This window comes from Extensimonas soli (assembly GCF_029211265.1).
Classification (GTDB): domain Bacteria; phylum Pseudomonadota; class Gammaproteobacteria; order Burkholderiales; family Burkholderiaceae_C; genus Extensimonas; species Extensimonas soli.
Genome location: NZ_JARGEL010000006.1, coordinates 109,639 through 134,474 on the forward strand (window position 1 = coordinate 109,639; position 24,836 = coordinate 134,474).

Below are 24,836 nucleotides of genomic sequence, written 5' to 3' on the forward strand. Positions count from 1 at the left end.
TTCCAGAAATGAAGCCACGCAACGACTTTTCTGCCGAGGCCGCAGCGGGCGCCGCGCCGGACAAAAGCCACACGCCCATGATGCAGCAGTACCTGGCCCTCAAGGCCCAGTACCCCGACACGCTGCTGCTCTACCGCATGGGTGATTTTTACGAGCTGTTTTACGCCGACGCGGAAAAGGCCGCGCGCCTGCTCGACATCACGCTGACGCAGCGCGGGCATTCGGCGGGGCAGCCGATTGCTATGGCGGGGGTGCCGTTTCATGCGCTCGACAATTACCTCGCGCGGTTGATCCGGCTTGGTGAATCGGCGGCCATTTGCGAGCAGGTGGGTGATCCGGCGAGCAGCAAGGGGCCCGTGGAGCGCAAGGTGGTGCGCGTGGTCACGCCCGGCACCTTGACCGACGCCGAGCTGCTGCCCGACAAGGCCGAGGCGCTGTTGCTCGCGCTGCACCAGGGGCCGCGCGGGCGCTATGGGCTGGCGTGGGCGAGCGTCACGCAAGGGCTGGTGCACCTGGCCGAATGCACGGCGCAAGCGCTCGCGGATTGGCTGGCGCGCATCGCGCCGAGCGAGCTGATCTACAGCGCGGGCTGCAGCACGGCGTTCGAGCAGCAATTGCAGGCGCTGCGCCACAGCGGCACGCTGGCCTGCCCTTTGAGCCCGCGGCCCGAGTGGCAGTTCGACGGCGCCCTGGGCGAGCGCAAGCTGCTCGAAGTGCTGGGCGCGGCAAGTCTGCACGCCTGGAATGCGCAGGACCTGCCGCTCGCGCACGCCGCGGCGGCTGCTTTGCTGGCCTACGCAGAGCACACGCAGGGCCGGGCGCTGAGCCACATCCACGGCGTGCAGGTGCAGCGAGACGACGCGCTGATCGACCTGCCGCCGGCCACGCGGCGCAATCTGGAGCTGGTCAAGACGCTGCGCGGCGACGATGCGCCCACGCTGTTTTCGCTGCTCGACACCTGCTGCACGGGCATGGGCAGCCGCCTGCTCAAGACCTGGTTGCTCACGCCGCAGCGCGAGCGCAGCGCCGCGCGCGCGCGCCTTGCGGCGATCACGGCCTTGCGCGCAGGAGGTGACTTGGCGGCAGGGGCAGGCGCAGGAACGGGCGGCGATGGCGCCTGGAAGGCGCTGCGCGCCGCGCTGCAGGGCGTGAGCGACGTGGAGCGCATCACGGCGCGCATCGCCTTGCGCCAGGTGCGTCCGCGCGAGTTGCTGGCGCTGGGCAAAACGCTACAAAAAACAGAGCTGCTTGCGCAGGATGTACCTGGGCAAGAGCCGTATTTGATGCAAATTTTTGCGGCGCTGCAGCCGCCCGCCGCCTGCGTCGATTTGCTCGCGCGCGCGATAGCGCCCGAGCCTGCGGCACTGGTGCGCGACGGCGGCGTGATCGCGCCCGGGTTCGATGCCGAGCTCGACGAGCTGCGCGCGATCCAAACGGGTTGCGACGACTTTCTGCTCGCGCTCGAAGAGCGCGAAAAAGTGCGCACCGGCATCCCGAATCTGCGCGTGCAGTTCAACAAGGTGCACGGGTTTTACATCGAGGTCACGGGCAGCTACCTGGAGCGCGTGCCCGCGGACTACCGCCGCCGCCAGACGCTCAAAAACGCCGAGCGTTTCATCACGCCCGAGCTCAAGGCCTTCGAGGACAAGGCGCTGTCAGCGCAGGAGCGTGCGCTGGCGCGCGAAAAATGGCTGTACGAGCAGCTGCTCGACCAGCTCCAGCCGCATGTGGGCGCGCTCACGCGGCTCGCGCAGGCGCTGGCGGCGCTCGACGTGTTGTGCGCGCTGGCCGAGCGTTCGCTCACGCTAGACTGGTGCGCGCCGCAGTTCGCGCCCGAGCCCTGCATAGAGATCGAAGCCGGGCGCCACCCGGTGGTCGAGGCGCGCCTGGCCGAAACCTCGCGCGGCGCCTTCATCGCAAACCACACGCGCCTGAACGCGAACATGCGCATGCAGGTCATCACCGGCCCCAACATGGGCGGCAAGTCCACCTACATGCGCCAGGTGGCGCTGATCGTGCTGCTCGCGAGCATGGGCAGCTACGTGCCCGCGCGCGCCTGCCGCCTCGGGCCGATCGACGCGATCCACACGCGCATAGGCGCGGCCGACGACCTCGCGAACGCGCAATCGACCTTCATGCTCGAAATGACCGAGGCCGCGCAAATTTTGCACAGCGCCACGCCGCACAGCCTGGTGCTGATGGACGAAATCGGGCGCGGCACCAGCACCTTCGACGGCCTTGCGCTCGCCAGCGGCATCGCCACGCACCTGCACGACAAGACGCGCGCCTTCACGCTGTTTGCCACGCATTACTTCGAGCTCACCGAGCTGCCCGCGCGTGCGCGCCACGCCGTGAACGTGCACGTGAGCGCGGCCGAGTCGGGCAGCGACATCGTGTTTTTGCACGAGATCCAGCCCGGTCCGGCGAGCCGCAGCTACGGCATCCAGGTCGCCAAGCTCGCGGGCATGCCGGCCGCCGTGCTGCAGCACGCGCGCCACACGCTCGCCACGCTCGAAGAACGTGCACGCGCTGGGGAATTGCAGATCGACTTGTTCGCCCCGCCGCCCGAACCCGACAGTGCGCTGGCGGCGCCGAGTGCGGTCGAAGAGGCACTCTCCACCATAGACCCCGACGCGCTGAGCCCGCGCGAGGCGCTCGAGGCGCTGTACCGGCTCAAGCGGCTGGGGCAGCAGTGAAGGCTTTGCTGCCGTGCCGCAGCGCAGGTGCGGAGACAGCGCGTAGCTTGGTGGTGGCGGGCGGCGGGCGCGAAAATTTTCAGCGGCAGCAGCGGTACGCGAGCCCGATCGAAGCGGAAAAGCTCGTTGGACGCACGGTGATCGGGCTGCGCCGCGCATCCCCCTGCAACTGCGCCACGTGCAGTCCACCAAACAGCACCCAGGAGCGGGTTAGCGCGGTCATGGCGTCCATCCCGGCATCGATGCTGTAAAGCCCCGCGTCGGCAGCAAAAGCAGGCAAAGGGCTGCGCGGGGCCGCCGAGGCGGGCACGCTGTAATGGGTGCGCATGTAGGTTTGGTCGCCCCAGCTGGCGCCCACACCGAGGTTCAGCGAGGTTTGCTGCGTGATGTGCATGGTGTAGCCCATGCTGGCAGACCACTGGGAGCCTCCCGAACGGCCCAGTATGTCTTGCGCCACGCTCAGACCCAGCCCCCAGCGCGGCGTGATCGCATAGCCCAGGCCCAGGCGGGCGCGCAGCGTAGCGCGCACTTTCGGTAGCCCCACCAGCCGCGGCCCGTCGCCCTCGTCACGGCCGTTGTCGACGAGCAGGCTGGCACGCAGGCGCCAGCGGTCTTCGTCGATCAGGGCGGCGCTGACACCCGAGCCGATATCGACGGTCGCCAGCCCGTGGCCCATGATGGCGCTGCCGCGTGCCGTACTCAGCCGGAAACGTCCATGCTCTATGGCCCAGGCCGGACGCAGGCTGGTAGACCGCCCCTCGCCGCCCGCGTATTTGGGGCCGGATGAAACCAGCAGACCCGCCACGAAGTGCGTCGGCGTGGCAGAGGAGGTCGCATCCGTTGGGGCTGCTTCTGCAGGCTTGGCAGGCGCCGCTGGAGTGTCCTGCGGGGACTCCTGCGCCCAGGCCGGGAGGGTGCTGACCGCCAGCAGTGCGCCTGCGCAGGCAAAGCTGATAGGCCGAGCGGGTGAGGGTGTCATGCGGCGCATTATCAGGCCTGCGAGGACAGCCCAGTCGTCAATCGATCCACTGCACCCAGCCCGTCCAGGCCGTGAGCAGCACGAGCAGGCCGAAGGCGATGCGGTAGTAGGCAAACGGGATGAAGTCGTGCGTGCTGATGTAGCGCAGCAGCCAGCGCACGCACAGCCAGGCGCTGAGAAACGAAAACACCAGCCCGGTCAGAAAAAGCGGCATGTCGGCCAGCGACAACAGCGCGCGCTCTTTGTAGAGGCTGTAGGCGCCCGCGCCGATCAGCGTGGGAATCGCGAGGAAGAAGGAGAAGTCCGTCGCCGCCTGGCGCGACAGCCCGAGCAGCATGCCGCCGATGATGGTCGCGCCGCTGCGGCTCGTGCCGGGTACCATGGCCAGGCATTGCACCAGGCCGACCTTGAGCGCGTCGAACGCCGTGAGCTCGTCCACGCTGGCGATGCGCGTCGCACGCGGTGCGCGGCGCTCGGCCCAGAGAATGATGAAGCCGCCCACGATGAAGGTGCTGGCCACGACCAGCGGCGTGAACAGGTGTTCCTTGATCGCCTTGCCCGCGAGCAGCCCCAGCACCACCGCGGGCAGGAACGCGATCAGCACGTTGAGCGTGAGCCGCTGCGCGCTGCGCTCGTGCGGCAGGCCCGCGAGCGTCGCGCGAATCTTGGGCCAATAGACCAGGATCACGGCAAAAATCGCCCCGGTCTGGATCGCGATGTCGAATACCTTGGCTTTGGCATCGTCGAAGTGCAGCAGCGCACCCGCGAGGATCAGATGGCCGGTGGAGGAAATGGGCAAAAACTCGGTCAGACCTTCGACCACGCCCATGATGGCGGCCTTGATCAGCAAAACGATGTCCATGGAGGTTCCGGGGAAAGGGGCTGTGAGAGCAAATGGCCGCGATTATGCTGCGCAAAGGCCGCAGGCTTGGCCTGGCCTGGGAGGTGTAGGGCGCTGGTGGCGCTGCGGGCCTGCAGTTGGCAAGGGCATCCGGTGCAGCAGGCGGGGCACACGAATTTCGATGCGAGAATGGCCGCCCGCTGGTTATGGCGCATAAAACGGCTTTGCGAACGACGAATTGTTACCCCTGAAACCTGCTATTTCGTTGAAGATGCCCGGATGCCCGGATGCCCGGATGCCCGGATGCCCGGATGCCCGGATGCCCGGATGCCCGGATGCCCGGATTTTTCCTTGCTTGCCCAGTGCCCCCTCTGTGATGTTGTCTTACCAAAAAACCAAAGAGAACGCGCAGGTGGTTGAATCGCGCCCGGGGCCGAGGCTGGAGCGGATGTTTTTTGATGCGCTCTTGTACCTGCCGCTGATTGCGATCGGCCTGGTTTCGCTGATGGCGTTCGTGGCGTGGGCGCCTGAGTACCCACAGGTTGCAGGCAAAGCGCTGCGCTTTCAGGCGGTGGAACAAACGGCGACCGAATGGACACCACAGCAGGCGTTGCAGGCGCTGTCAGGCCAGACCGAGCGTGCAAGGTTGGATACGCGGCTCTCCGAGGCGCCTTTCTGGCTGCTGTTTCAGCCGCTTGCGCCGAATGACCAGGAGCGCCAGCTGGTCGAGTTTGCTTCACGCCACCTGATGGAAATCGCGTGCTGGAATACGCGCAGTTGGGCCTCTTTGGGGCAAGCCGATCGTGAAAAGACGAGCGGACGCCTGGACGATATGAAAGCAGGGTTCGTCCTTGATCTGGGATATTCCTTGGAGCCAGGCGGCATTCTTTGCCGGGCCCGTTTCATAGGCCCGGCCCGCCTGACCGTGCTGCAGTGGCCCGAGAGCCAATTGCAACTCTCCGCCTGGGAGTTTCAGCGCAATTCCGGCTTGCTCGAGGGCGGCCTGCTCATGCTTGCGCTGTTCATGCTGTTCATTGCGGTGGCCATACGCAACAAGACATACCTGCTGTTTTCGGTGTGGTTGTTTGTCAATCTGCGCATGGCGGCTTTGTCGGCCGGGTGGGATGTGCAATGGTTTGGCAGGCTGGTGCCTTTGGAGTGGTTGACACAGATGCGAGCCGTGACGCTTGCATTGTTTTATGCACTTACCTATGCACTATTTGTTTCTCTTTTCGAGGACAAATTGGAGAGGGCGGGTTTCCGACCATTGCTTCGACTTGCAAAGTTGAGTTGCCTTCCCTTACTTCTGCTCTCTGTATGCCTACCCTACGAATATTTTTTGCCTTGGATTTGGTGGACTACGATTGCAGGAAGTGCAGTTCTCATTTTCTTTTTGTGGCGCATTGTCCAACGAGAGCGCTCGCCAGCTGTTGCGTGGTATAGCGCATCGATAGCTATTACATTATTTGCTAGTTTATATGAGGTTGCAGCAGCAGCGTGGGGTTTGCAAAGTTGGATCGGGTCTGTGAATAGCGTGACCGCTGCGCTGTCTTCAAGTTTATTGGCGGGCTTTGCCGTTGCGGCGCAGGTGCGGCAGGAGCACGAACAAAGGCTGGCCGCGCAGGCCGAGTTGCAGCACACCTACGAGGCGATTCCCATAGGCTTGTTCACGCTGGACTTGGAAGGGCATTTTCTGAGTGCCAATCCGGCCTTGCTTGCCATGCTGGGCCCGGCGGCGCTCGCGCCGGGCAGCAATCGCTGGGATCAGTATTTCAGCAAGGACGCCTGGCTGCGCCTGCGCCACATGGTGGGGATGCAGCAGGCGGCCGAGCTCGAAGAAGAGGGGCGCGCCAGTGCGCGCGTCACCGCGGCCCAGCGCTTCCTGGTCAAGGCCACGCTTGCCGGGGACCGCATCGAGGGCTCGCTGCAGGACGTGACGGAGAAGTCGCGTGCGCTTGCACACCTGGAGTTCCTGGCCCTGCACGACCCGTTGACCCGGGCGCTCAACCGCGTGGGCATGGAACGAGCCATCGAGGCGGCCTTGGGCGCCGATGGGCCTGCCTGGGCCACTGCGCTGGCCTATCTGAACCTCGATCGCTTCCGGCTCGTGAACAATATTTTCGGCCACCGGGCGGGGGACGATGTCTTGCGCCAGGTCTGTGAGCGCGTGGCCAGTCTGCTGCCCGATACGGCCAAGCTGGGGCGCATCGGCGGTGATGAATTCATCGTGCTCCTGCCCGGGATGAAGATCGCGCAGGCCACGGCCTTGTGCCAGACCATCGTCAATGCGCTGGCCAGTCGGCCTTACCGCGTGGGGGAGCAGGCTTTCCATGTGTATGGATCGGTGGGGCTCATAGAGCTCGCACGCGGCAGTGCCCTCAAAGAAGTGCTTTCCATCGTGGACCGCGCGTGCCGTGACGCGAAGGCCGAAGGGGGCCGGCGCCTGGTGGTGTACGCGCAGGACTCGCCGGCGTTCGCTGAGCTGGAAGCCACTGGCAAATTGGTGGCGCAGCTTTCGCAGACAAACCAGGAAGAGGCGCTACAGGGTTTGTACCTGGAGATGCAGCCCATCATGTCGCTGACCGCGCCGCGCCAGTCGCTGAACTTCGAGGTGCTGCTGCGCATGCGGGATGCACAAGGGGCGATCGTTCCGACCGGAAGGCTGATCGGCGCGGCCGAAAGCTGTGGCCGCATGGGGGCGATAGACCGCTGGGTGCTTGCGAGTACGCTGCAGTGGCTGGAAACGCACGCGGCGACCTTGGAGCGCACACTGTTTGTGTGCGTGAATCTCAACGGTACCTCGCTCAATGACGATCGGTTCGTGCAGGATGCGTTTGCGCTGCTGGAGCGCCATCCGGATGCGGCGCGGCGCCTGTGCCTGGAAGTCACCGAAAGCGTGGCCTTGCACGATCTGGGCAATACCCGGCAGTTCATAGACCGCGTGCGCGGCATGGGCGCCAAGGTCGCGCTCGATGATTTTGGGGCTGGCTACACCTCGTTTTCCTACCTCAAGGACTTGCCCGCAGACATCATCAAGATCGACGGAAGCTTTGTGGTCGATATGGTCCAGCATCCGGCCAACATTGCCATTGTCGAGGCCATGGTGAACCTGGCGCACAACCTGGGCATGAAACTGATTGCCGAGTGGGCCGAGGATTGCGATACCGTGCAGGCGCTGGTGGAGATCGGCGTGGATTATGTGCAGGGCTTCGCCATTTCACGTGCCCGGCCACCGGAGCAGATCCTGGCGGCCCGCTCTGCGGCGGAGTTCATTGCGGACGAGTCGGTAGCCCGGTACGTTCAGTTTCTAGACGGAACGGCCGAGCTTCCACCGGCTGCGTTGCCTAGCTCGCCAAAGCGCTTGCATTAGCCCGTAGTTGTGTGAAGGGCAGCGCGGACATGCTGTCCAGGCTGCCGAAGCCGCTGTCTTGTGCCACGGGCTGCACTTGCACATCCGGATGGTTCGTGTAGCAAATGAAGGGCAGCAATGGATGCCGGGCCGCCTGCCAGAGTGTGTGTGCGGAGTGCACGTTCAAGCACATCACGCGGTGCGGAAGATTGTTCACATGGCGCATGGGGATGTAGCCTCTATCTGGATACACATCTTCGAAAAGCAGGCGCTCGTACTGTCGATCCACGGGGGTGCGCGCGGTGATGACCATCCAATCGATACCCGTACCCAGGCAATACTGGAAAAACGCCTTGAACAGCACCGTGGTCACAAGGCGGCCCACTTTGTCATTGGTCACGCCCAGCCGGGTCGCCTCTGCCAGCGTCTGGTGGCGCAACCAGTCGGGTAGTTCGAGGGACTGCTCGAGCGTCAGCGGTTTGAAGCGATTGGTCTGCACGCGCATGGTGCCCAGCGGTGAGCCGTCGAGGTGCGATTCCGCGAGCAGGATGGCCACGCCGTCCTCGTAGTCGGCAGTCTCGGGCAAGCCCAGGGTCTTGGCGAATTCCGGCAGGTGGCGGGCGTAGGCCGCCTGGCGGATGTGCACGGCTTTCATGAGGTCTTCCATGCTGGAGACCAGCCGGACGCTGAAGGGCAGACGTTCCATGGGCAGGTCCGCAGCATCAAAAGAGCGTGCGCCTTGTGGCGATGTGACGGTCTGAAAAGTCGATTGCGAGGTCGACAAGTGAGCATGAGCGGCGTGCATGACAACTCTCCAGTGGTGTTGCGCCTGGCGGCAGGTTGTCCCAACTGTAGGCAGCAGGGCAGGGAGCAAAGCCGGAATAAGTGTCTTTTTAGAGTGCCATTTCCGGCGATCGTTTGCTGCATTTACCTGTAGTGACGAAGCCGGGTGTGTACTGCGCTATCGTTGCGCACCAGCCGCGCTGGGCCTCTTTCCGCTGAATGTCTCTGGAGATTTTTGGATGCGTTTCTTTTTTCTCACGGTCGCCGCCGCAAGCCTGGGCATTGGCCTGCTCGCAGGTTGCGCTGCGCCGTCCGGGCAAGGCAATGTGGCCTTCCCCAGCCCCGGGCCGCGCGGCGGGGTGTGCAATGCGGGGCCGGCCCAGGCCGTGATCGGCAAGCAGGGCACGGCATCGGTGGTGGAGCAGGCGCGCGTGCTTTCGGGCGCGGCCATGGCGCGGGTGCTGCGCCAGGGGCAGGCAGTGACGCTGGAGTTCAACACCGAACGGCTGAATCTGACCGTCGATGCGCAGGGGCGCATCACGGCCGTGCGCTGCGGCTGAGGGACTGCGGTTGAAAAGCTGCGGGCGTGTGCGCTATCTGCGTGCAGCGCACCGAGAGCGCCGCGATGGCGGCGCGTGTCTTTACGCTGCCGCCTCGCCGCTTTCCTTGCGTTCATCGGCGTCTTCTGGAGCGCTTGCGGCATCATCCTCGGCCGGCGTGGTGCCGGATGCGCCGGGCGCTTGTGCAGCGGGCGCATCCTGCGCCGCCTGGCGCACGGCGGCCTTGTCGCCTGCGTTGGCAAACTTGCTGTATTTGCCGAGCAGGTGCACGAGCTGGCCGTAGATGCGTGGCGTGCCGGCGAGGCACTCTTTTTGTTCGAGGAAGTCGGCTTCGCCCGTGAAGTTGCCCACCAGTCCGCCCGCTTCGGTGACGAGCAGCGCGCCCGCGGCCACGTCCCAGATGCTCAGGCCGGGCTCGAAAAAGCCGTCGGCGAAGCCCGCCGCGACGTAGGCCAGATCGAGCGCGGCGGCGCCGGGGCGGCGCAGGCCCGCGGTGCGTGGCATCAGCTCGGCCATCATCTGCAGATAGGTCTTGAAGTCGTCGCCGGGGCGGAACGGAAAGCCCGTGGAGATCAGGCAGTCCTTGAGCTGGGTGCGCTTGCTCACGCGGATGCGGCGCTCGTTGAGGTAGGCGCCGCGGCCTTTGGTGGCGGTGAACAGGTCGTTGCGCGCGGGGTCGTACACCACGGCATGCTCGACCTTGCCCCGCACCATGAGCGCGATGCTCACGCAATACACCGGAAAGCCGTGGATGAAGTTGGTCGTGCCGTCCAGCGGGTCTATGACCCAGATATGTTCGGAATGCTTGGCGCCGTGCTGGCTGCCCGACTCTTCGGCCAGGATGCCGTGGCCGGGGTAGGCCGCGAGCAAAGTCTCGATGATGGCCTGCTCGGCCGCCTGGTCCACCTCGGTGACGAAGTCGTTGATCTGCTTTTGCGACACGCGCACGGCTTCCACGTCCAGCGCCGCGCGGTTGATGAGGGCGCCGGCGGCGCGGGCGGCCTTGATGGCCACGTTGAGCATGGGGTGCAGGTTGGACGACATGGTGTGCGGGGAGAGGGGCAAAGAGGGCGCAATAAGGCGCAAGAAAGCGCAAAGCGGCGACCGGCAGCGGCGCTGCGGCGACAATCGGGGCGAGGATTTTATCAACCGCCCAAGGGCGCGGTGCCCTGCGCGCCGGCCCGCTCGGGCCCGACGTCACCATGCAAACCCGCTTCATCCTGATTCAACCGAGCCACGCCGGCAACGTGGGCGCCGTGGCGCGCGCCATGAAGGTCATGGACTTCGACGAGCTCGTGCTCGTCGCGCCGCGCTGGAGCAACGTGTTGCGGCGCGAAGAGACCATCCAGCGTGCGAGCGGCGCGCTCGACGTACTGCGCCAGGCGCGCATCGTGGCAACGCTCGACGAGGCGCTGGTCGGCATGGAGCACCTGTGCGCCACGGCGATGACGCCGCGCGACTTCGGCCCGCCCACGCGCACGCCGCGGGAGCACTTCGATTCGCTCCTAAAAAATGAGCTTCTTGCGCAGAATGAACAAGCGCAAGAGGCCGATTTGGCTTTGAATGTGGTGCGCCCGCAGAGCGTGGCCTTTCTGTTCGGCTCGGAGCGTTACGGCATGGCCAACGAGGACGTCTATCGCTGCCATGTGGCGCTGGCTATCCCCACGAACCCCGATTTCGGCTCGCTCAACCTCGCGGCGGCGGTGCAGGTGATCGCCTACGAGTGGCGTCTCGCGCTTGGCGGCTTTGCGCCGGCGGCGGCTCCTGCGCCTGTTCAAGAGCCCATGCTTGCCGACGCCGCGCAGGTCGCGGGCATGCTCGCGCATTGGGAGCAGGCGCTCACGGCACTCGGCTTTTTGGACCCCGCGGCGCCGAAAAAGCTCATGCCGCGCCTGCAGCAGCTTTTCAACCGCGCGCAACTGCGCCGCGAAGAAATCCACATCCTGCGCGGTGTTGCCAAGGCCATGATCGAGGCCGCGCAGGCAAAGCGCTAGACTGCCAGCCCTTGCAAGCCGCAATGGCCCTTCCCAGCACACCATGTTTTCCCGCCTGCGCTCCGACATCCAGTGCATCCTCGAACGCGACCCGGCCGCGCGCACGGCCTGGGAGGTGCTGACCTGTTACCCGGGCCTGCACGCGCTGGTGCTGCACCGCTGGGCGCATGCGTGCTGGCAGCATGGCTTCAAGTGGCTCGGGCGCTTCATTTCGCACTGCACGCGCTGGCTCACGGGCATAGAGATCCATCCGGGCGCGAAGATCGGCGCGCGCGTGTTCTTCGACCACGGCATGGGCATCGTGATCGGCGAGACGGCCGAGGTCGGCGACGGCTGCACGATCTACCACGGCGTGACGCTGGGAGGCACCTCGCTCTACAAAGGCGCCAAGCGCCACCCCACGCTGGGCCGCGACGTGGTCGTAGGGGCCGGCGCGAAGGTGCTGGGCGGCTTCACGGTGGGCGACGGCGCCAAGATCGGCAGCAATGCCGTGGTCACCAAGCCCGTGCCCGCGGGTGCCACCGCCGTGGGCAACCCCGCGCGCATCATCCAGGCCGAGGCCGACGCGCGGCGCGAAGCAGCGGCCTCGCGCATGGGGTTTTCGGCCTACGGCATCACGCAAAACGACGACCCGCTCTCGCTCGCGCTGCGCGGCCTGATCGACAACGCCGCCACGCAGGAGCACCAGATTGCCCTGCTGTGGCAGGCGCTGGACAAGCTTTCGCGGACGCTGCACACCGCCGAATGCGTGCCCGGCGACGCGGCGCGCGAAGAGCACTTCGAGGCTGACAAGCTCAATGCGCTGATTGGCAAGTGAGCGCCGCGAGCCGGTCCACGCTAGTGCAGTGTTTGATGCTTGATACGACAAATAAAACCGATGGATTTTTGGTCAGGGCAAGGCGCAAACCGCAGCGATACCGGGTGGTATCGCGAGGATTTGCAACGCGGCCCGGGCCGAAAAGACGCGGTTTTATGTCGCAGATAGCGTCGAACACTGCACTAGTGCCCAGGCGGCATGCGAGGCGATGGTCCTGGTTGCTATGTTTAGATGAGCTTCTAGCGCCCTTGCAACGGGCGCTAGAGCCCTATTTGACTTGCAATCTCAGCGAGCGCATCAAGGCTTGATCGCCACCTTGAGCACGCCGTCGCGCTGGTGCGAGAACAGGTCGTAGGCCGCCACGATGTCGTCGAGCCGGTAGTGGTGCGTGACCAGCGGGCCCAGGTCCAGGCGCTGCGAGGCAATGGCGTTCATCAGGCGGCGCATGCGCTCCTTGCCGCCGGGGCACAGCGCGGTGTTGATCTTGTGGTCGCCCAGGCCCGCGGCGAAGGCCGACAGCGGGATGTGCAGGTCGGTCGAATACACGCCCAGGCTCGACAGCGTGCCACCCGGCTTGATGCAGCGCAGCGCCGACTCGAAAGTGCTTTGCGTGCCCAGCGCCTCGATGGACGAATCGGCGCCGCGGCCGCCGGTGAGCTTCATGACCTCATCGACCACGTCGCAGTTCTTGAAGTTCAGCGTCACGTCCGCGCCCATTTTTTTCGACACGTCCAGGCGGTGGTCGTTGCCATCGACGGCGATGATGGTGGTCGCGCCGAGCAGGCGCGCGCCCGCCGTCGCGCACAGGCCGATCGGCCCCTGCGCAAAAACCACCACCGTGTCGCCGATGCGGATGTTGGCGTTTTCTGCGCCCTTGAAGCCCGTGGACATGATGTCGGGGCACATCAGCACCTGCTCGTCGCTGAGGCCGTCTGGGATGGGCGCGAGGTTGGCCTGCGCGTCCGGCACCAGCACGTACTCGGCCTGCGTGCCGTCGATCAGGTTGCCGAAACGCCAGCCCGCCGTGGCCTTGTAGCCGTGGCAGCCGCACAGCCCTTGCGGAATCAGGTAACTGCCGTCCTGCGAAGGCACGCCGTCCTGCGCGGCGTAGGAGTTGAAGTTGGGGCAGATGGCGCCCGCGATGACACGCTGGCCCTCCTGGTAGCCGGTCACGGCGCTGCCGAGTTTTTCGATCACGCCCACGGGCTCGTGGCCCACCGTCAGGCCCTTGGCGACCGGGTACTCGCCCTTGAGGATGTGCACGTCGGTGCCGCAGATCGTGGTCGTGGTGATGCGCACCAGCGCATCGTTGGGGCCCACGTCGGGGATGGGTTTTTCGGTGATTTCGATACGGCCGGGTTCAACGAAGACGGCAGCTTTCATCTTGCGCATGGTGGCTCTCCTTTGCGGGCACAGGCCGGGGCGCGCCCATCGCGCCCCGTTGCCACAGATATAACCAGAATCTGTGACGCTGTGGTGAGCGCACGCCTGGTTTTGAGAGGAGGTCTGGTTGCATCCTCTGCCGTTATCTGTCACGTACCTGCCCACCCGCCCTTCTGGGGGCGAATGGGGGCCATCAACCTGCCGGCCGCTGCGCCGACTTGGGCCGAAAGGCCTTGCACACGGCTTCGTGCGTTTCGAGGTAGGGGCCGCCGATCAGGTCTATGCAGTAGGGCACGGCGGCGAAGATGCCGGGCACCAAGACCTTGCCCGCGGCATCTTTGAGGCCCTCAAGCGTTTCGGCAATCGCCTTGGGCTGGCCCGGCAGGTTGATGATGAGCGACTGTTCGCGCACCACCGCGACCTGGCGCGAGAGGATGGCCGTGGGCACGAACTGCAAGCTGATCTGGCGCATTTGCTCGCCAAAGCCCGGCAGCTCCTTGTGCGCCACGGCCAGCGTGGCCTCGGGCGTCACGTCGCGCGGCGCGGGGCCGGTGCCGCCCGTGGTCAGCACCAGGCTGCAGCCTGCAGCGACGAGTTCGATCAGCGTCGCGCTGATGCGCTCTTGCTCGTCGGGAATCAGGCGCGGCTCGAAGGTGATGGGGTTTTGCAGCGCGCGCGCAAGCCAGTCCTGCAATGCGGGCAGACCCTGGTCGGCGTACACGCCGCTGCTCGCACGGTCGCTGATCGAGACGATGCCGATCTTGACCGGTTCCAGGCCGCGTGCGGGGGCAGACAGTTTGGTGGGGCTGGGGCTGGAGTCACTCATCTTCGGGCGCGGAATCGGTGAGGCTTGGCGCAGTGTCGGGCGCAGCGAGCTGCGCGCGCAGCAGTTGAAAGAGCTCGCGGTAGGCGCGGCCCTTGCGTGGTGCGAGTCCTTGCGACTGAGCGGCCTGGTCGGCAGGCGGCGCGTCCTTGCGTGCCTGGCGGATCAGCGCGCGCAGCTGCTGCGTGTCGGTGGCGGGGTGCGCGGCCATCCACGCGGGCAGGGCTGCATCGTCGGCGAGCAGGCGTTCGCGCCATTGTTCGGCGGCGTGCAGTTCGAATTTTTCCGCGGCCGAGCCGTTGTGCTGCTCGTCGAGCGCGGCGCGAATGGCTTCGAGCGCCTCTTCGTCGAGCTGGCGCATGCGCTTGCCCACGTACTGCATCTGGCGGCGCCTGCCCTCGAAGTTCGTGATGCGCTGCGCCTCGGCGAGCGCGTCGCGCAGCGCATCGGGCAGCGGCAGGCGTGCGAACAGGTCGGCGCGCAGGCCCAGCAATTCTTCGCCCAGCGCCTGCAGCGCCGCGCTCTCGCGCTTGCGGTCGGTGCGGCTTGGGCCCTGCGTGCCTTTGCGCTCGGCCTGCAGTTGCACATCGAGCTCGCTGCCTGCGGCGACGAACTGGCCTTTGACGTAATAGCCTCTGGTGGGTTTGCGTGACATGGGGGATGGGATAACGGCTTACGCACATGGGGGGTACCCATTTTTGCGGAAGTCCTCGGAATGGAACAGGGCCGCAGCTGGCATGGCAAAGGCAGCCCGCAGCGTTGGCAAGTATCATAGCCGCCGCTATGAAAACACCTGCCAGCCGGGCCTCGCGCCCCACTCGCTCCCCCCGAGCCTCGCGTACCGCATCGTCTTCCGGCGCCGCCATGGCCAACAGCCCGGAGGCGGGCTTCAGCTACGGCCGCGCGTTTTTCGAAGACCTGGTCGATCAGGCCCTTGCGCACGCCAAAAAGCTCGGCGCCACGGCGGCTGCAGCCGAGGCTTCGGAGGGCTGCGGCATGTCGGTCAGCGTGCGCAAGGGCGCGCTCGAAAACGTCGAGCGCAACCGCGACAAGTCGCTCGGGGTCACCGTTTATATGGGCCAGCGGCGCGGCAACGCGAGCACCTCGGACTTCTCCGCCGCGGCCATCGCGCGCACCGTGCAGGCGGCCTACGACATTGCGCGTTTCACGGCCGAAGACCCGCACGCTGGCTTGCCCGACGCGCAAGACATCGCCCCGCCCGGCACGCACCGCGACCTCGACCTGTTCCACCCCTGGCCCATAGACAGTGCCGAGGCCGCGCGCATCGCGCTCGCCTGCGAAGCCGCGGCGCTGGAGACCAGCCCGCGCATCACCAACAGCGAAGGCGCCAGCGTGTCGGCGCAGCAAAGCCATTTTTTTAGTGCGCACAGCAACGGCTTTCGTGGCGGCTACGCGAGTTCGCGCCACAGCGTCGCGGTCGCACCCATCGCCGCGCTGCCCGGCAAGCACGCCGAAATGCAGCGCGATGCCTGGTACAGCTCCATGCGCGATCCGCGCGAGCTCGCCGATCCGCGCGCCGTGGGGCGCTACGCCGCCGAGCGCGCCTTGAGCCGTCTGGGCAGCCGCAAGATACCTACCACCGAGTGCCCGGTGCTGTTCGAGGCCCCGCTCGCGGCCGGCTTGCTCGGCAGCTTCGTGCAAGCCGTGAGCGGCGCCGCGCTGTACCGGCGCAGCAGCTTTTTGCTCGATTCGCTGGGCAAGCAGGTGTTCCCGCGCCACATCCTGATCGACGAAGACCCCTTCGTGCTGCGCGGCAAGGGCAGCGTGCCTTTCGACGATGAGGGCGTATGCGTGGCGCCGCGCCAGGTCGTCGAGGATGGGCGCGTGCAGGGCTACTTCCTCAGCAGCTATTCGGCGCGCAAGCTCGGCATGAAGACCACGGGCAATGCGGGCGGCTCGCACAACCTGACGCTGCGCTCGCGCCTCACGCAGCCCGGCGACGACCTCGTCACCATGCTGCAAAAATTGGGCACCGGCCTGTTCGTGATCGAGCTCATGGGCCAGGGCGTGAACTACGTCACGGGCGACTATTCGCGCGGCGCGAGCGGCTTTTGGGTCGAAAACGGCCAGATTGCCTATCCGGTGCAAGAGATCACCATCGCCGGCAATCTCAAGGAGATGTTCAAGGACATCGTCGCCGTGGGCGCTGACGCCTACAACCTTGGCGCCAAGACCGTGGGTTCGTTGCTGCTCCGTCGCATGAAGGTGGCGGGCAGCTGAGGCTGCGATGCCGTGGCGATTCAGCCGGCCAGCGCGGCCTTGACCGCGGCCGAAACCTGGCCCATGTCGGCCTTGCCCGCAAGGCGCGCCTTGGCCGTGCCCATGAGCTTGCCCATATCGGCCGGGCCTGGCTTGCGGCCCAACTCGGCGCTGACCTCGGCCACGACGGCCTGCACCGCAGCCTGTACCTCCTCGGCCGAGAGGCGTGCGGGCAAATAAGCCTGCAGCACTTCGAGTTCGGCTTTTTCTTTGTCCGCCAAGTCCTGGCGGTCCGCCTGCTCGAAGGCGGCGATGCTGTCCTTGCGCTGCTTGATCATCTTGTCGACGACGGCGACCACGGCGGCATCGTCGAGCGTGATGCGTTCATCGACCTCTTTTTGCTTGATCGCGGCAAGCAGCAGGCGGATGGCGCCCAGGCGTGCACTGTCTTTGGCGCGCATCGCGGCCTTCATGTCTTCGGTGATCTGGTCTTTGAGGGACATGGCGTTCTCCTGGCAGGAAAAAAGAAAAGGCAAAAAACGAAACCCGCGCCTGGCGTCCCAAAGCGCGGGTTTGCGAGCGGACTACTGCCGCAGTATCAGTCGATCAGAGCCTCAGAGAGCCGATCGACATGGCCGATCAATACAGCTTTTTGGGCAGCTGCATGCTGCGCACGCGCTTGTAGTGGCGCTTGACGGCAGCCGCCTTTTTGCGCTTGCGCTCGGCGGTGGGCTTTTCGTAGAACTCGCGCGCGCGCAGGTCGGTCAGCAGGCCCAGCTTTTCGATGGTGCGCTTGAAGCGGCGCAGTGCAACCTCGAAAGGTTCATTCTCTTTTACACGGATGGTGGTCATTAGCTAATGGTTTCCAATGGATGCCCGCAGAGGGTGTGCAGGAAGATCGGGCCTGCAAGCCATGCGCGGCGGTTTTGCCCCGTCTCGAACTAGTATTGGCCGACAGGGCTTTGCCAGCAAAGGGCTGGGATTATAACGGCTGAAAATGTGCTCGCGTCTTCCTGCGTGCGTCTTCACCGGTGCGCTTTGTGTCAGGCTCCTAAGCCTTCACACGCCACGCCTGCCAGACTTCGGGCACGAAGCCCACGCTGATGTGCATGGAGCCATCTTGCTGCCACTCGAACACGGGGCGTTTGATGATGCTCGGTTGTGCCAGCATCAGCTCGCGCGCGCTCGAAGCGTCGTGCACGGCCGCTTGGACTGCGGGGTCGAGCTTGCGCCAGGTCGTGCCTTGGCGGTTGAGCAACTTTTCCCAGCCCACGGCGTGCAGCCAGGCGTCCAGGCGCTCGGGTGGGACTCCTTGCTTCTTGAAGTCATGAAAGTCGTACGCGAGTCCCTGTTCGTCCAACCAGGCGCGCGCTTTTTTGACGCTGGTGCAGGCCAGGATGCCGAACACGGTAATGTGAATGGTGTGCGGTTTTTGCATGCCCGGAATCATGCGCCAAGCGGGGCTGGGCGACAATCCCCGCCCATGCAAACTCCCATGCAAACTCCCATTCACACGCTCGAAGGCTGGCTGCGCCATTGTGAGCAGTTGCACCCAAAAACCATAGCACTGGGCCTGGAGCGCGTGCGCACCGTGGCGCAGCGGCTGGACTTGCGCTTCGACTGCCCTGTGATCACTGTCGCGGGCACCAACGGCAAGGGCTCGACCTGCGCGCTGCTCGAGGCCATCGCGCTGCAGGCCGGTTATCGCACGGGCGTCTATACCTCGCCGCACCTCGTGCACTTCGAGGAGCGCTGCCGCGTTGATGGCGAAGCTGTCAAGTCATCAGACTTGATAGCGCACTTCGAAGCGGTGGAGCGCGCCAGAGTGCAACACGGCGATGAAATATCGCTCACATATTTCGAGTTCACCACGCTTGCCATCCTGCGCCTGCTGAGCCAGTCGCTGCTCGATGTGGCGATACTCGAAGTGGGCCTGGGCGGGCGGCTCGATGCCACCAACATCATCGACGCTGACTGCGCCGTCCTCACGAGCATAGACCTCGATCACACCGAATACCTCGGGCTCGACCGCGAAAGCATAGGGCGCGAAAAGGCCGGCATCCTGCGCACGGGGCGCCCTGCGGTGCTCAGCGACCCCGTGCCGCCGCAAAGCGTGCTCGACCATGCGCGCGAAATCGGCGCCGACCTGTGGCTTTTGGGACGCGACTTCAACTTCTCCGGCGACAAACAGCAATGGAGTTGGGCCGGGCGCGGGCGCCGCTATACGGGCCTCGCGTACCCGGCCCTGCGCGGTGCGAACCAGTTGCTCAATGCCGCGGGCGTGCTGGCCGCGCTGACGGCGCTGCGCGAGCGCCTGCCCGTGACGGCGCAGGCCATACGCAACGGCCTGGCGCTGGTCGAATTGCCCGGGCGCTTCCAGGTCGTGCCGGGGCAGCCTGCGCTGGTGCTCGACGTGGCGCACAACCCGCATTCGGTGGCCGCGCTGGCGGCGAATCTCGATGCGATGGGTTTCTTTCCGCGCACGCATGCGGTCTTCGGTGCGATGGCCGACAAAGACTTGCCGGCCATGCTCGCCAAGGTGGCGCCGCTGATCGATCACTGGTATTTCACCGACCTGCCCACCTCACGCGCCGCTTCGGCGGCGGCCTTGCAGCAGCAATGGCAGGCTTGGCAGGGCGCAGCAGGGCATCGGCCCGTGCCCAGCAGCGTGCATCCCGATCCTTTGCAGGCCTTGCACGCGGCGGCTGCCGCGGCAGACCCGGTTGATAGAATCGTCGTCTTTGGTTCCTTTTACACGGTGGGCGGCGTCTTGGTGCACGGCGTGCCGCGGCTGCATATGAGCCACGCCGACAGTGCGAATGCGGACTCTGAACAGGTTCTGAGAGGCTGAGAGTATTCGTCCATGGCCGCCTTGCACACCAAAACACCCCGCTTGTCGTTGCAAATGCTCGCCATAGCCTGCGCTATGGCTGCGCTTTGCGCCTCGATCGGTGGCGTTTTGATGCGCCTTTCGGCCGCGGCCGAAAAACTCTCAGCCTCTGAGCCTGTTTGACCCACGCCCACGGTGCACCTCCATGGCATTATTCAAGATTCGCTGGCCCGGCCAGGACGCGCAGGACGACAAGCCCGCGCAGCGCTCGCGCGCTGGTGCGGCCGAGAGCGTCGAGGCCATGCGCCGACGGGCGCGCCACCGCCTTATCGGCGCTGCCGTGCTGGTGTTGCTGGGGGTGATCGGTTTTCCGCTGCTTTTCGACACCCAGCCGCGCCCCGTGGCTGCGGACATCCCGATCGAAATTCCTGATCGCAACAAAGCGGCCCCGCTCGTCGTGCCGGCGCCCGCGTCGCCGCAAACCCCACTCACAGGCGCATCGCAGCCGCCAGCCTTCGCCAAGGATTCTGCGCCCGATAAAGCCGCCGGTGCTTCTTCTGTATCCGCAGCGGCTGGTTTGGGCCGAGGCGAAGAACTTGTAGATGCGCCCGCTGCCAGGCCAGCAGAAAAATCCTCGGCCCCGCTGCCGCCATCGGTCAAACCGCAGGCGGCCGGTCGCACCGAAGGGCCCACCGCGCCCAGCAAGAAAGAGCAGGCCAAGCCTGCCTCCGTGCACGAGGCGAAGCCAGAGACCAAACCTGCCGCTGCCGCGGCGCCGCAGCGCAAGTCCGCGCCCGACGAAGCGGCGCGCGTGCGCGCCCTGCTCGAAGGCGGCGGCGGCTCGTCTGCGGCCAAGACTGCCGCGGCGGCCGGGCCAAGCGATGCGGCCCGCTTCATCGTGCAGGTCGGCGCGTTTGCCGACGCCGACAAGGCGCGCGAGGTGCGGGCCAAACTCGAGCGCGCCGGGCTCAAGACCTACACGCAGGTGCTGGACACCAAAGACGGCAAGCGCACGCGCGTGCGCGTCGGGCCGTTTGCGAGCAAGGCCGAGGCCGACAAGGCGGCAGCACGCATCCACGGCCTCGGCCTGTCGGCGTCGGTGCTGGGCCTGTAATCTGGGCGGGCAAAGGTTTGCATGATGGCGGCCCTCGACTGGCTTTGCTTGGCGGTACTGCTCGTGTCCATGCTGCTAGGCGCTGGGCGCGGACTGGTGTTCGAAGCGCTGTCGGTGCTGGGCTGGGTGCTTGCGTTCTGGCTGGCCCAGCGCTTTGCGGCCGACGCTGCCCTCCTTCTGCCTTTTGCCGAAACCGAAAGCAGCGTGCGCCATGCCGTGGGTTTCGTGCTGGTGCTGATCGTGGCGGTGTTTGCCAGTGGCTTCGTGGCCTGGGGCATGCAAAAGCTGGTGCATGCCACGGGTTTGCGCCCGGTGGATCGCACACTCGGGGTCGCCTTCGGCGCGCTGCGTGGTGTGGTCTTGCTGCTGATCCTGGCGGTGCTGGCCGCCTGGACGCCCGTGCACGAAGCGCATTGGTGGCGGGCCTCGTACAGTGCGCCCTTGCTCAGCAGCATGTTGAGCCAGGTCAAACCTGTTTTGCCGCAAGATTGGGGGCGGCATCTGCCGCCCTGATGGGCTTTTGGAAGAGCCAGAAATATTTTGCGGCCCTGCCCGCGAAGGGATGGAACTGAACTATGTGTGGAATCGTGGGCGTCGTCAGCACCGAGCCCGTCAATCAGCTGATCTATGACGCTTTGCTGCTGCTGCAGCACCGTGGCCAGGATGCCGCGGGCATCGCAACCCAGCAAGGGCGCAAGTTTTACATGCACAAGGCCAAGGGCATGGTGCGCGACGTGTTTCGCACGCGCAACATGCGCGCGCTGCCGGGCAACGTGGGCCTGGGGCAGGTGCGCTATCCCACCGCGGGCAATGCCTTCAGCGAAGAAGAGGCCCAGCCGTTTTACGTCAACGCGCCTTTTGGCATTGTGTTGGTGCACAACGGCAACCTGACGAACGCGCGCGCCTTGCGCACCGAGCTTTTCCAGACCGACCATAGGCATATCAACACCGAGAGCGACTCCGAGGTGCTGCTCAACGTGCTGGCACACGAGCTCGAACGCGCCACGCACGGCGCGCCGCTCACGCCCGAAGCGGTATTCACGGCAGTGCGTGCGGTGCACCGGCGTGTGCGCGGCTCTTATGCAGTGATCGCGATGATTGCCGGGCATGGCATGCTGGCCTTTCGGGACCCGCATGGCATCCGCCCGCTGGCCATGGGGCGCGGCCAGGATGGCACCGTGATGGTGGGCAGCGAGTCGGTGGCGCTCGAAGGCACCTCGCATGTTTTCGAGCGCAACATCGAGCCCGGCGAAGCCGTGTTCATCACCCTCGAAGGACAGGTTCTGGCACGCCAATGCGCCGATGCGCCGCGGCTCAATCCCTGCATCTTTGAGTTCGTCTATCTTGCGCGGCCCGATTCTGTGCTCGATGGCATCTCGGTCTACCAGGCGCGCCTGAACCTGGGCGAGGCGCTGGCCAAGCGTGTGGTGTCCACCGTGCCGCCCAACGAAATCGACGTCATCATCCCGATTCCCGAATCGAGCCGCCCGAGCGCGACGCAGCTTGCGCACTTGCTCGGCATTCCGTACCGCGAGGGGTTCGTCAAAAACCGTTACGTGGGGCGTACCTTCATCATGCCGGGGCAGAGCGTGCGCAAGAAGTCCGTGCGCCAGAAGCTCAATGCCATCGCGAGCGAATTCAAAGGGCGTAACGTGTTGCTCGTCGATGACTCGATCGTGCGCGGCACCACCTCGAAAGAAATCGTGCAGATGGCGCGCGAGGCCGGCGCACGCAAGGTCTATATGGCCAGCGCAGCGCCGCCCGTGCGCTATCCGAACGTGTATGGCATAGACATGCCCACGTCGAACGAGCTGGTCGCGCATGGCCGCACCGTCGAAGAGGTGCGCCAGATCATCGGCTGCGACGCGCTGATCTACCAGGACGTGGACGGCATGAAAAAGGCCATAGGCTCGCTGAATCCGGCGATACAGGAATTTGACGCCTCCTGTTTCGATGGCGTGTACGTGACCGGCGATGTCACACCCGAAACCATCGCCTGCCTGAATGAGGGCCGTGTCGAGACGGAGGAGGGCGGCGCAGACAGTTCGCGCCTGGCGCTGCCCAACGCGCAGGAAGCCTGACCCTCATCGATTCCTCGTGGCCCTGAAATCCTTTGCAATGACCGCACCAAATTCTTCCCCTCGCGCGCAAGTGCGCACCCGTTTCGCCCCGTCACCCACGGGGTTCATCCATCTGGGCAACATCCGCTCGGCGCTTTACCCGTGGGCGTTCGCACGCTCGCAAGGCGGGGTGTTCATCCTGCGCATCGAGGACACGGACCTGGAGCGTTCCACGCAGGCCGCCGTGGACGTGATCCTCGAGAGCATGCACTGGCTGGGCATGGAGCCCGACGAGGGGCCCTACTACCAGATGCAGCGCATGCCGCGCTACAAGGAAGTGCTCGCGCAGCTGCAGGCCGCGGGCCATGTCTATCCTTGCTACATGAGCGTGGCCGAACTCGACGCGCTGCGCGAGAAGCAGCTCGCGGCCAAGCAAAAGCCGCGCTACGACGGTACCTGGCGCCCCGAGCCGGGCAAGGTACTGCCGCCTATACCGCCGGGCGTGCAGCCCGTGCTGCGCTTCAAGAATCCGCAAGGCGGCGTGGTCGCCTGGGACGACAAGGTCAAGGGGCGTATCGAGATCAGTAATGAAGAACTCGACGACCTCGTGGTCGCGCGCCCCGACGGTACGCCCACCTACAACTTTTGCGTCGTGGTCGATGACCTCGACATGCGCATCACACACGTGATTCGCGGTGACGACCACGTGAACAACACGCCGCGGCAGATCAACATCTTCCGCGCGCTGGGGCACGAGCCCCCCACCTACGCGCATCTGCCCACCGTGCTCAACGAGCGCGGCGAGAAGATGAGCAAGCGCAACGGCGCCAAGCCCGTGACCCAATTCCGCGACGAAGGCTATCTGCCCGATGCCATCATCAACTACCTCGCGCGCCTGGGCTGGAGCCATGGCGACGACGAGATTTTCACGCGCGAGCAGTTCTTGCAGTGGTTCGACCTCGAGCACCTGAGCCGCAGCGCCGCGCAGTTCGACGAGGCCAAGCTGCGCTGGGTCAATGCCCAGCACCTCAAGGCGATGGCCGACGAGGCCTTGGCAGAGCTCGTCGCCGCGCAGCTCACCCAGCGTGGCATCGCGCCTGCCGACCTCGCCGATGGCCGTTTGCCGCGCATCTGTGCGCTCTTCAAAGACCGCTGCGACACGACCGTGGCGCTCGCTGATTGGGCATTCAGGTTTTATGCAGAGGTCTCGCCTACGGAGAGCGACCGCGCCCAACACGTGACCCAAGCCATCTGGCCTGCGCTCGAAGACTTGGCGCAGACCTTGGCCGCATGCGCGTGGAACAAGGAGGAGGTCGGCGCGGCCTTCAAGCAGGTGCTTGCCCGCCATGGCCTCAAAATGCCCCAGCTGGCCATGCCGGTGCGCGTGCTGACCATGGGCACGGCCCACACCCCCTCGGTCGATGCCATGCTGGAACTGCTGGGGCGTGAAAAAGTTCTCGCGAGATTGAGCAATCGCTGAAACTGGGTATATAATGCGAGGCTCTGATGACGACGACAAGCACACAATGCTTGAAGTTGCCAAGGGGGTATAGCTCAGCTGGGAGAGCGCTTGCATGGCATGCAAGAGGTCAGCGGTTCGATCCCGCTTACCTCCACCAAGTCAGAAACAGCTCGGCTGGGCTGTAAAGAGTTTTTCGGTTCCTCAGGTTTGACCCTATCGTCTAGAGGCCTAGGACATCACCCTTTCACGGTGAGTACCGGGGTTCGAATCCCCGTAGGGTCGCCAAGTTTGCAGCACTTGGCTCGTTTCGCAAGAAATGAAGCAAACGCTGTACCGACGCGGAGTGGTAGTTCAGTTGGTTAGAATACCGGCCTGTCACGCCGGGGGTCGCGGGTTCGAGTCCCGTCCACTCCGCCATAGTTGCAAAAGCCCGTTGATTTTCAACGGGCTTTTTTGTTGATGCGCCCAGCATGGGCGCACACCTGCGGGTGCAAATCCCGCTGCGAGCTGGTCACGGCGAGCAAAGCGAAGCGCAACTTCGCAAGGGCAACCGAGCGCGGGAAGAGCGGGAAGAAAGCGTGGGGTGTAAATCGTGAGCCGATGGACAAGAACCGCATAGAAGGCGCTGCCAAGCAGGGCGAGCGGGCATGAAACCATGAAGCTCTTGTGATCAACGCGAGGTGGCGTAAATGCGGCGGCGGTGCGATGAAGGTGTGCACCCCTTGTGGCCCCGCTCATCCAGGACGACCAGGCCTATGCGCTGCAAGCCAGCCGCGATGCGCCTAGTGTAGTGTTTGATTCTTAATGTAGCTTAAAATCCGGCTGGGATTCCATCGATCCACGATGATCCCCAAAAGGAGCCAGGCCATGCGGGTAGCCCCCAAAGTTGAATTGACCGAGGAACAACGAGCCCAACTTACAAAGC

General features: G+C 65.2%; 22 protein-coding genes and 3 tRNA genes. 15 read left to right on the forward strand and 10 right to left on the reverse strand.

The genetic code is table 11. From position 1 onward, the window contains the following. Positions 1-8 precede the first annotated feature (8 nt). Entirely contained in the window at positions 9-2,696 is a 2,688-nt protein-coding gene (mutS, locus tag PYV55_RS01425; RefSeq protein WP_407066748.1) for a DNA mismatch repair protein MutS, read from the forward strand. A 79-nt stretch (positions 2,697-2,775) separates the two neighbouring features. Here the strand turns inward: mutS and PYV55_RS01430 are convergent, their stop codons facing one another. Both PYV55_RS01430 and PYV55_RS01435 read right to left on the reverse strand, forming a co-directional pair. Then, positions 2,776-3,675 (reverse strand): MipA/OmpV family protein, encoded by a 900-nt coding sequence (locus PYV55_RS01430; RefSeq protein WP_275848577.1) that lies wholly within the window; start codon positions 3,673-3,675, stop codon positions 2,776-2,778. A gap of 37 nt (positions 3,676-3,712) precedes the next feature. Beyond that, positions 3,713-4,537 (reverse strand): undecaprenyl-diphosphate phosphatase, encoded by an 825-nt coding sequence (locus PYV55_RS01435; protein WP_275848579.1) that lies wholly within the window; start codon positions 4,535-4,537, stop codon positions 3,713-3,715. A 355-nt stretch (positions 4,538-4,892) separates the two neighbouring features. Here PYV55_RS01435 and PYV55_RS01440 point away from each other — a divergent pair, with 355 nt between their 5' ends. After that, a complete protein-coding gene (locus PYV55_RS01440) occupies positions 4,893-7,886 on the forward strand; it encodes a putative bifunctional diguanylate cyclase/phosphodiesterase (protein ID WP_275848581.1) in 2,994 nt (997 codons plus the stop codon). On the opposite strand, the gene PYV55_RS01445 is transcribed toward PYV55_RS01440, so the two are convergent. Continuing rightward, positions 7,861-8,571 (reverse strand): hypothetical protein, encoded by a 711-nt coding sequence (locus tag PYV55_RS01445; RefSeq protein WP_275848583.1) that lies wholly within the window; start codon positions 8,569-8,571, stop codon positions 7,861-7,863. The genes PYV55_RS01440 and PYV55_RS01445 overlap by 26 nt on opposite strands. Before the next feature lie 316 nt (positions 8,572-8,887). Here PYV55_RS01445 and PYV55_RS01450 point away from each other — a divergent pair, with 316 nt between their 5' ends. After that, on the forward strand, positions 8,888-9,208 hold the full coding sequence (locus PYV55_RS01450) for an I78 family peptidase inhibitor (RefSeq protein ID WP_275848585.1): 321 nt from the start codon (positions 8,888-8,890) through the stop codon (positions 9,206-9,208). Positions 9,209-9,289: 81 nt separating this feature from the next. Here the strand turns inward: PYV55_RS01450 and PYV55_RS01455 are convergent, their stop codons facing one another. Continuing rightward, complete coding sequence (locus PYV55_RS01455; protein ID WP_275848587.1) at positions 9,290-10,252, reverse strand: inositol monophosphatase family protein; 963 nt, start codon at positions 10,250-10,252, stop codon at positions 9,290-9,292. A gap of 158 nt (positions 10,253-10,410) precedes the next feature. Between PYV55_RS01455 and PYV55_RS01460 the strand changes: the two genes are divergently transcribed. Together PYV55_RS01460 and cysE are read left to right on the forward strand one after the other, a co-directional pair. Continuing rightward, positions 10,411-11,202 (forward strand): RNA methyltransferase, encoded by a 792-nt coding sequence (locus PYV55_RS01460; protein ID WP_275848589.1) that lies wholly within the window; start codon positions 10,411-10,413, stop codon positions 11,200-11,202. A 43-nt stretch (positions 11,203-11,245) separates the two neighbouring features. Next, positions 11,246-12,019, forward strand: coding sequence for a serine O-acetyltransferase (gene cysE / locus PYV55_RS01465; protein WP_275848591.1), 774 nt, complete (start codon positions 11,246-11,248; stop codon positions 12,017-12,019). A 297-nt stretch (positions 12,020-12,316) separates the two neighbouring features. Here cysE and PYV55_RS01470 read toward each other — a convergent pair whose 3' ends face one another. The 3 genes from PYV55_RS01470 to yjgA form a co-directional block, all read right to left on the reverse strand. Next, positions 12,317-13,411, reverse strand: a complete 1,095-nt coding sequence (locus PYV55_RS01470) for an NAD(P)-dependent alcohol dehydrogenase (protein WP_275848593.1) — start codon at positions 13,409-13,411, stop codon at positions 12,317-12,319. Positions 13,412-13,595: 184 nt separating this feature from the next. Further along, the gene (gene mog, locus PYV55_RS01475; protein WP_275848595.1) at positions 13,596-14,228 is read right to left on the reverse strand and encodes a molybdopterin adenylyltransferase; all 633 of its coding nucleotides are present in this window, start codon (positions 14,226-14,228) and stop codon (positions 13,596-13,598) included. After that, positions 14,221-14,880: a ribosome biogenesis factor YjgA gene (gene yjgA / locus PYV55_RS01480; protein ID WP_275848597.1), complete on the reverse strand. Its 660-nt coding sequence runs from the start codon at positions 14,878-14,880 to the stop codon at positions 14,221-14,223. The genes mog and yjgA overlap by 8 nt, the downstream gene beginning before the upstream one ends. Before the next feature lie 209 nt (positions 14,881-15,089). Here yjgA and pmbA point away from each other — a divergent pair, with 209 nt between their 5' ends. Further along, on the forward strand, positions 15,090-16,466 hold the full coding sequence (pmbA, locus tag PYV55_RS01485; RefSeq protein ID WP_407066749.1) for a metalloprotease PmbA: 1,377 nt from the start codon (positions 15,090-15,092) through the stop codon (positions 16,464-16,466). A gap of 20 nt (positions 16,467-16,486) precedes the next feature. Here pmbA and PYV55_RS01490 read toward each other — a convergent pair whose 3' ends face one another. From PYV55_RS01490 to PYV55_RS01500, 3 genes are all read right to left on the reverse strand, one after another. Further along, positions 16,487-16,948, reverse strand: coding sequence for a GatB/YqeY domain-containing protein (locus PYV55_RS01490; RefSeq protein ID WP_275848600.1), 462 nt, complete (start codon positions 16,946-16,948; stop codon positions 16,487-16,489). Between the two features lie 136 nt (positions 16,949-17,084). Further along, complete coding sequence (rpsU, locus tag PYV55_RS01495) at positions 17,085-17,297, reverse strand: 30S ribosomal protein S21 (RefSeq protein ID WP_091813978.1); 213 nt, start codon at positions 17,295-17,297, stop codon at positions 17,085-17,087. A gap of 199 nt (positions 17,298-17,496) precedes the next feature. After that, positions 17,497-17,883: an arsenate reductase gene (locus tag PYV55_RS01500; RefSeq protein ID WP_275848605.1), complete on the reverse strand. Its 387-nt coding sequence runs from the start codon at positions 17,881-17,883 to the stop codon at positions 17,497-17,499. Between the two features lie 57 nt (positions 17,884-17,940). Between PYV55_RS01500 and folC the strand changes: the two genes are divergently transcribed. The 9 genes from folC (at position 17,941) to PYV55_RS01545 (ending at position 24,328) form a co-directional block, all read left to right on the forward strand. Continuing rightward, complete coding sequence (folC, locus tag PYV55_RS01505; RefSeq protein WP_275848607.1) at positions 17,941-19,296, forward strand: bifunctional tetrahydrofolate synthase/dihydrofolate synthase; 1,356 nt, start codon at positions 17,941-17,943, stop codon at positions 19,294-19,296. A 12-nt stretch (positions 19,297-19,308) separates the two neighbouring features. Continuing rightward, positions 19,309-19,458, forward strand: coding sequence for a hypothetical protein (locus tag PYV55_RS01510; RefSeq protein WP_275848609.1), 150 nt, complete (start codon positions 19,309-19,311; stop codon positions 19,456-19,458). A 22-nt stretch (positions 19,459-19,480) separates the two neighbouring features. Next, complete coding sequence (locus PYV55_RS01515; protein ID WP_275848611.1) at positions 19,481-20,389, forward strand: SPOR domain-containing protein; 909 nt, start codon at positions 19,481-19,483, stop codon at positions 20,387-20,389. Between the two features lie 24 nt (positions 20,390-20,413). After that, complete coding sequence (locus PYV55_RS01520; protein ID WP_275848613.1) at positions 20,414-20,902, forward strand: CvpA family protein; 489 nt, start codon at positions 20,414-20,416, stop codon at positions 20,900-20,902. A gap of 62 nt (positions 20,903-20,964) precedes the next feature. Continuing rightward, entirely contained in the window at positions 20,965-22,470 is a 1,506-nt protein-coding gene (purF, locus tag PYV55_RS01525) for an amidophosphoribosyltransferase (protein WP_275848615.1), read from the forward strand. 37 nt (positions 22,471-22,507) lie between these two features. Next, positions 22,508-23,929, forward strand: coding sequence for a glutamate--tRNA ligase (gltX, locus tag PYV55_RS01530; protein WP_275848617.1), 1,422 nt, complete (start codon positions 22,508-22,510; stop codon positions 23,927-23,929). Positions 23,930-23,992: 63 nt separating this feature from the next. Continuing rightward, positions 23,993-24,068: transfer RNA gene (locus tag PYV55_RS01535), tRNA-Ala, on the forward strand. Positions 24,069-24,120: 52 nt separating this feature from the next. After that, a tRNA-Glu gene (locus PYV55_RS01540) sits at positions 24,121-24,196 on the forward strand. Positions 24,197-24,251: 55 nt separating this feature from the next. Further along, a tRNA-Asp gene (locus tag PYV55_RS01545) sits at positions 24,252-24,328 on the forward strand. Positions 24,329-24,836: the final 508 nt, after the last annotated feature.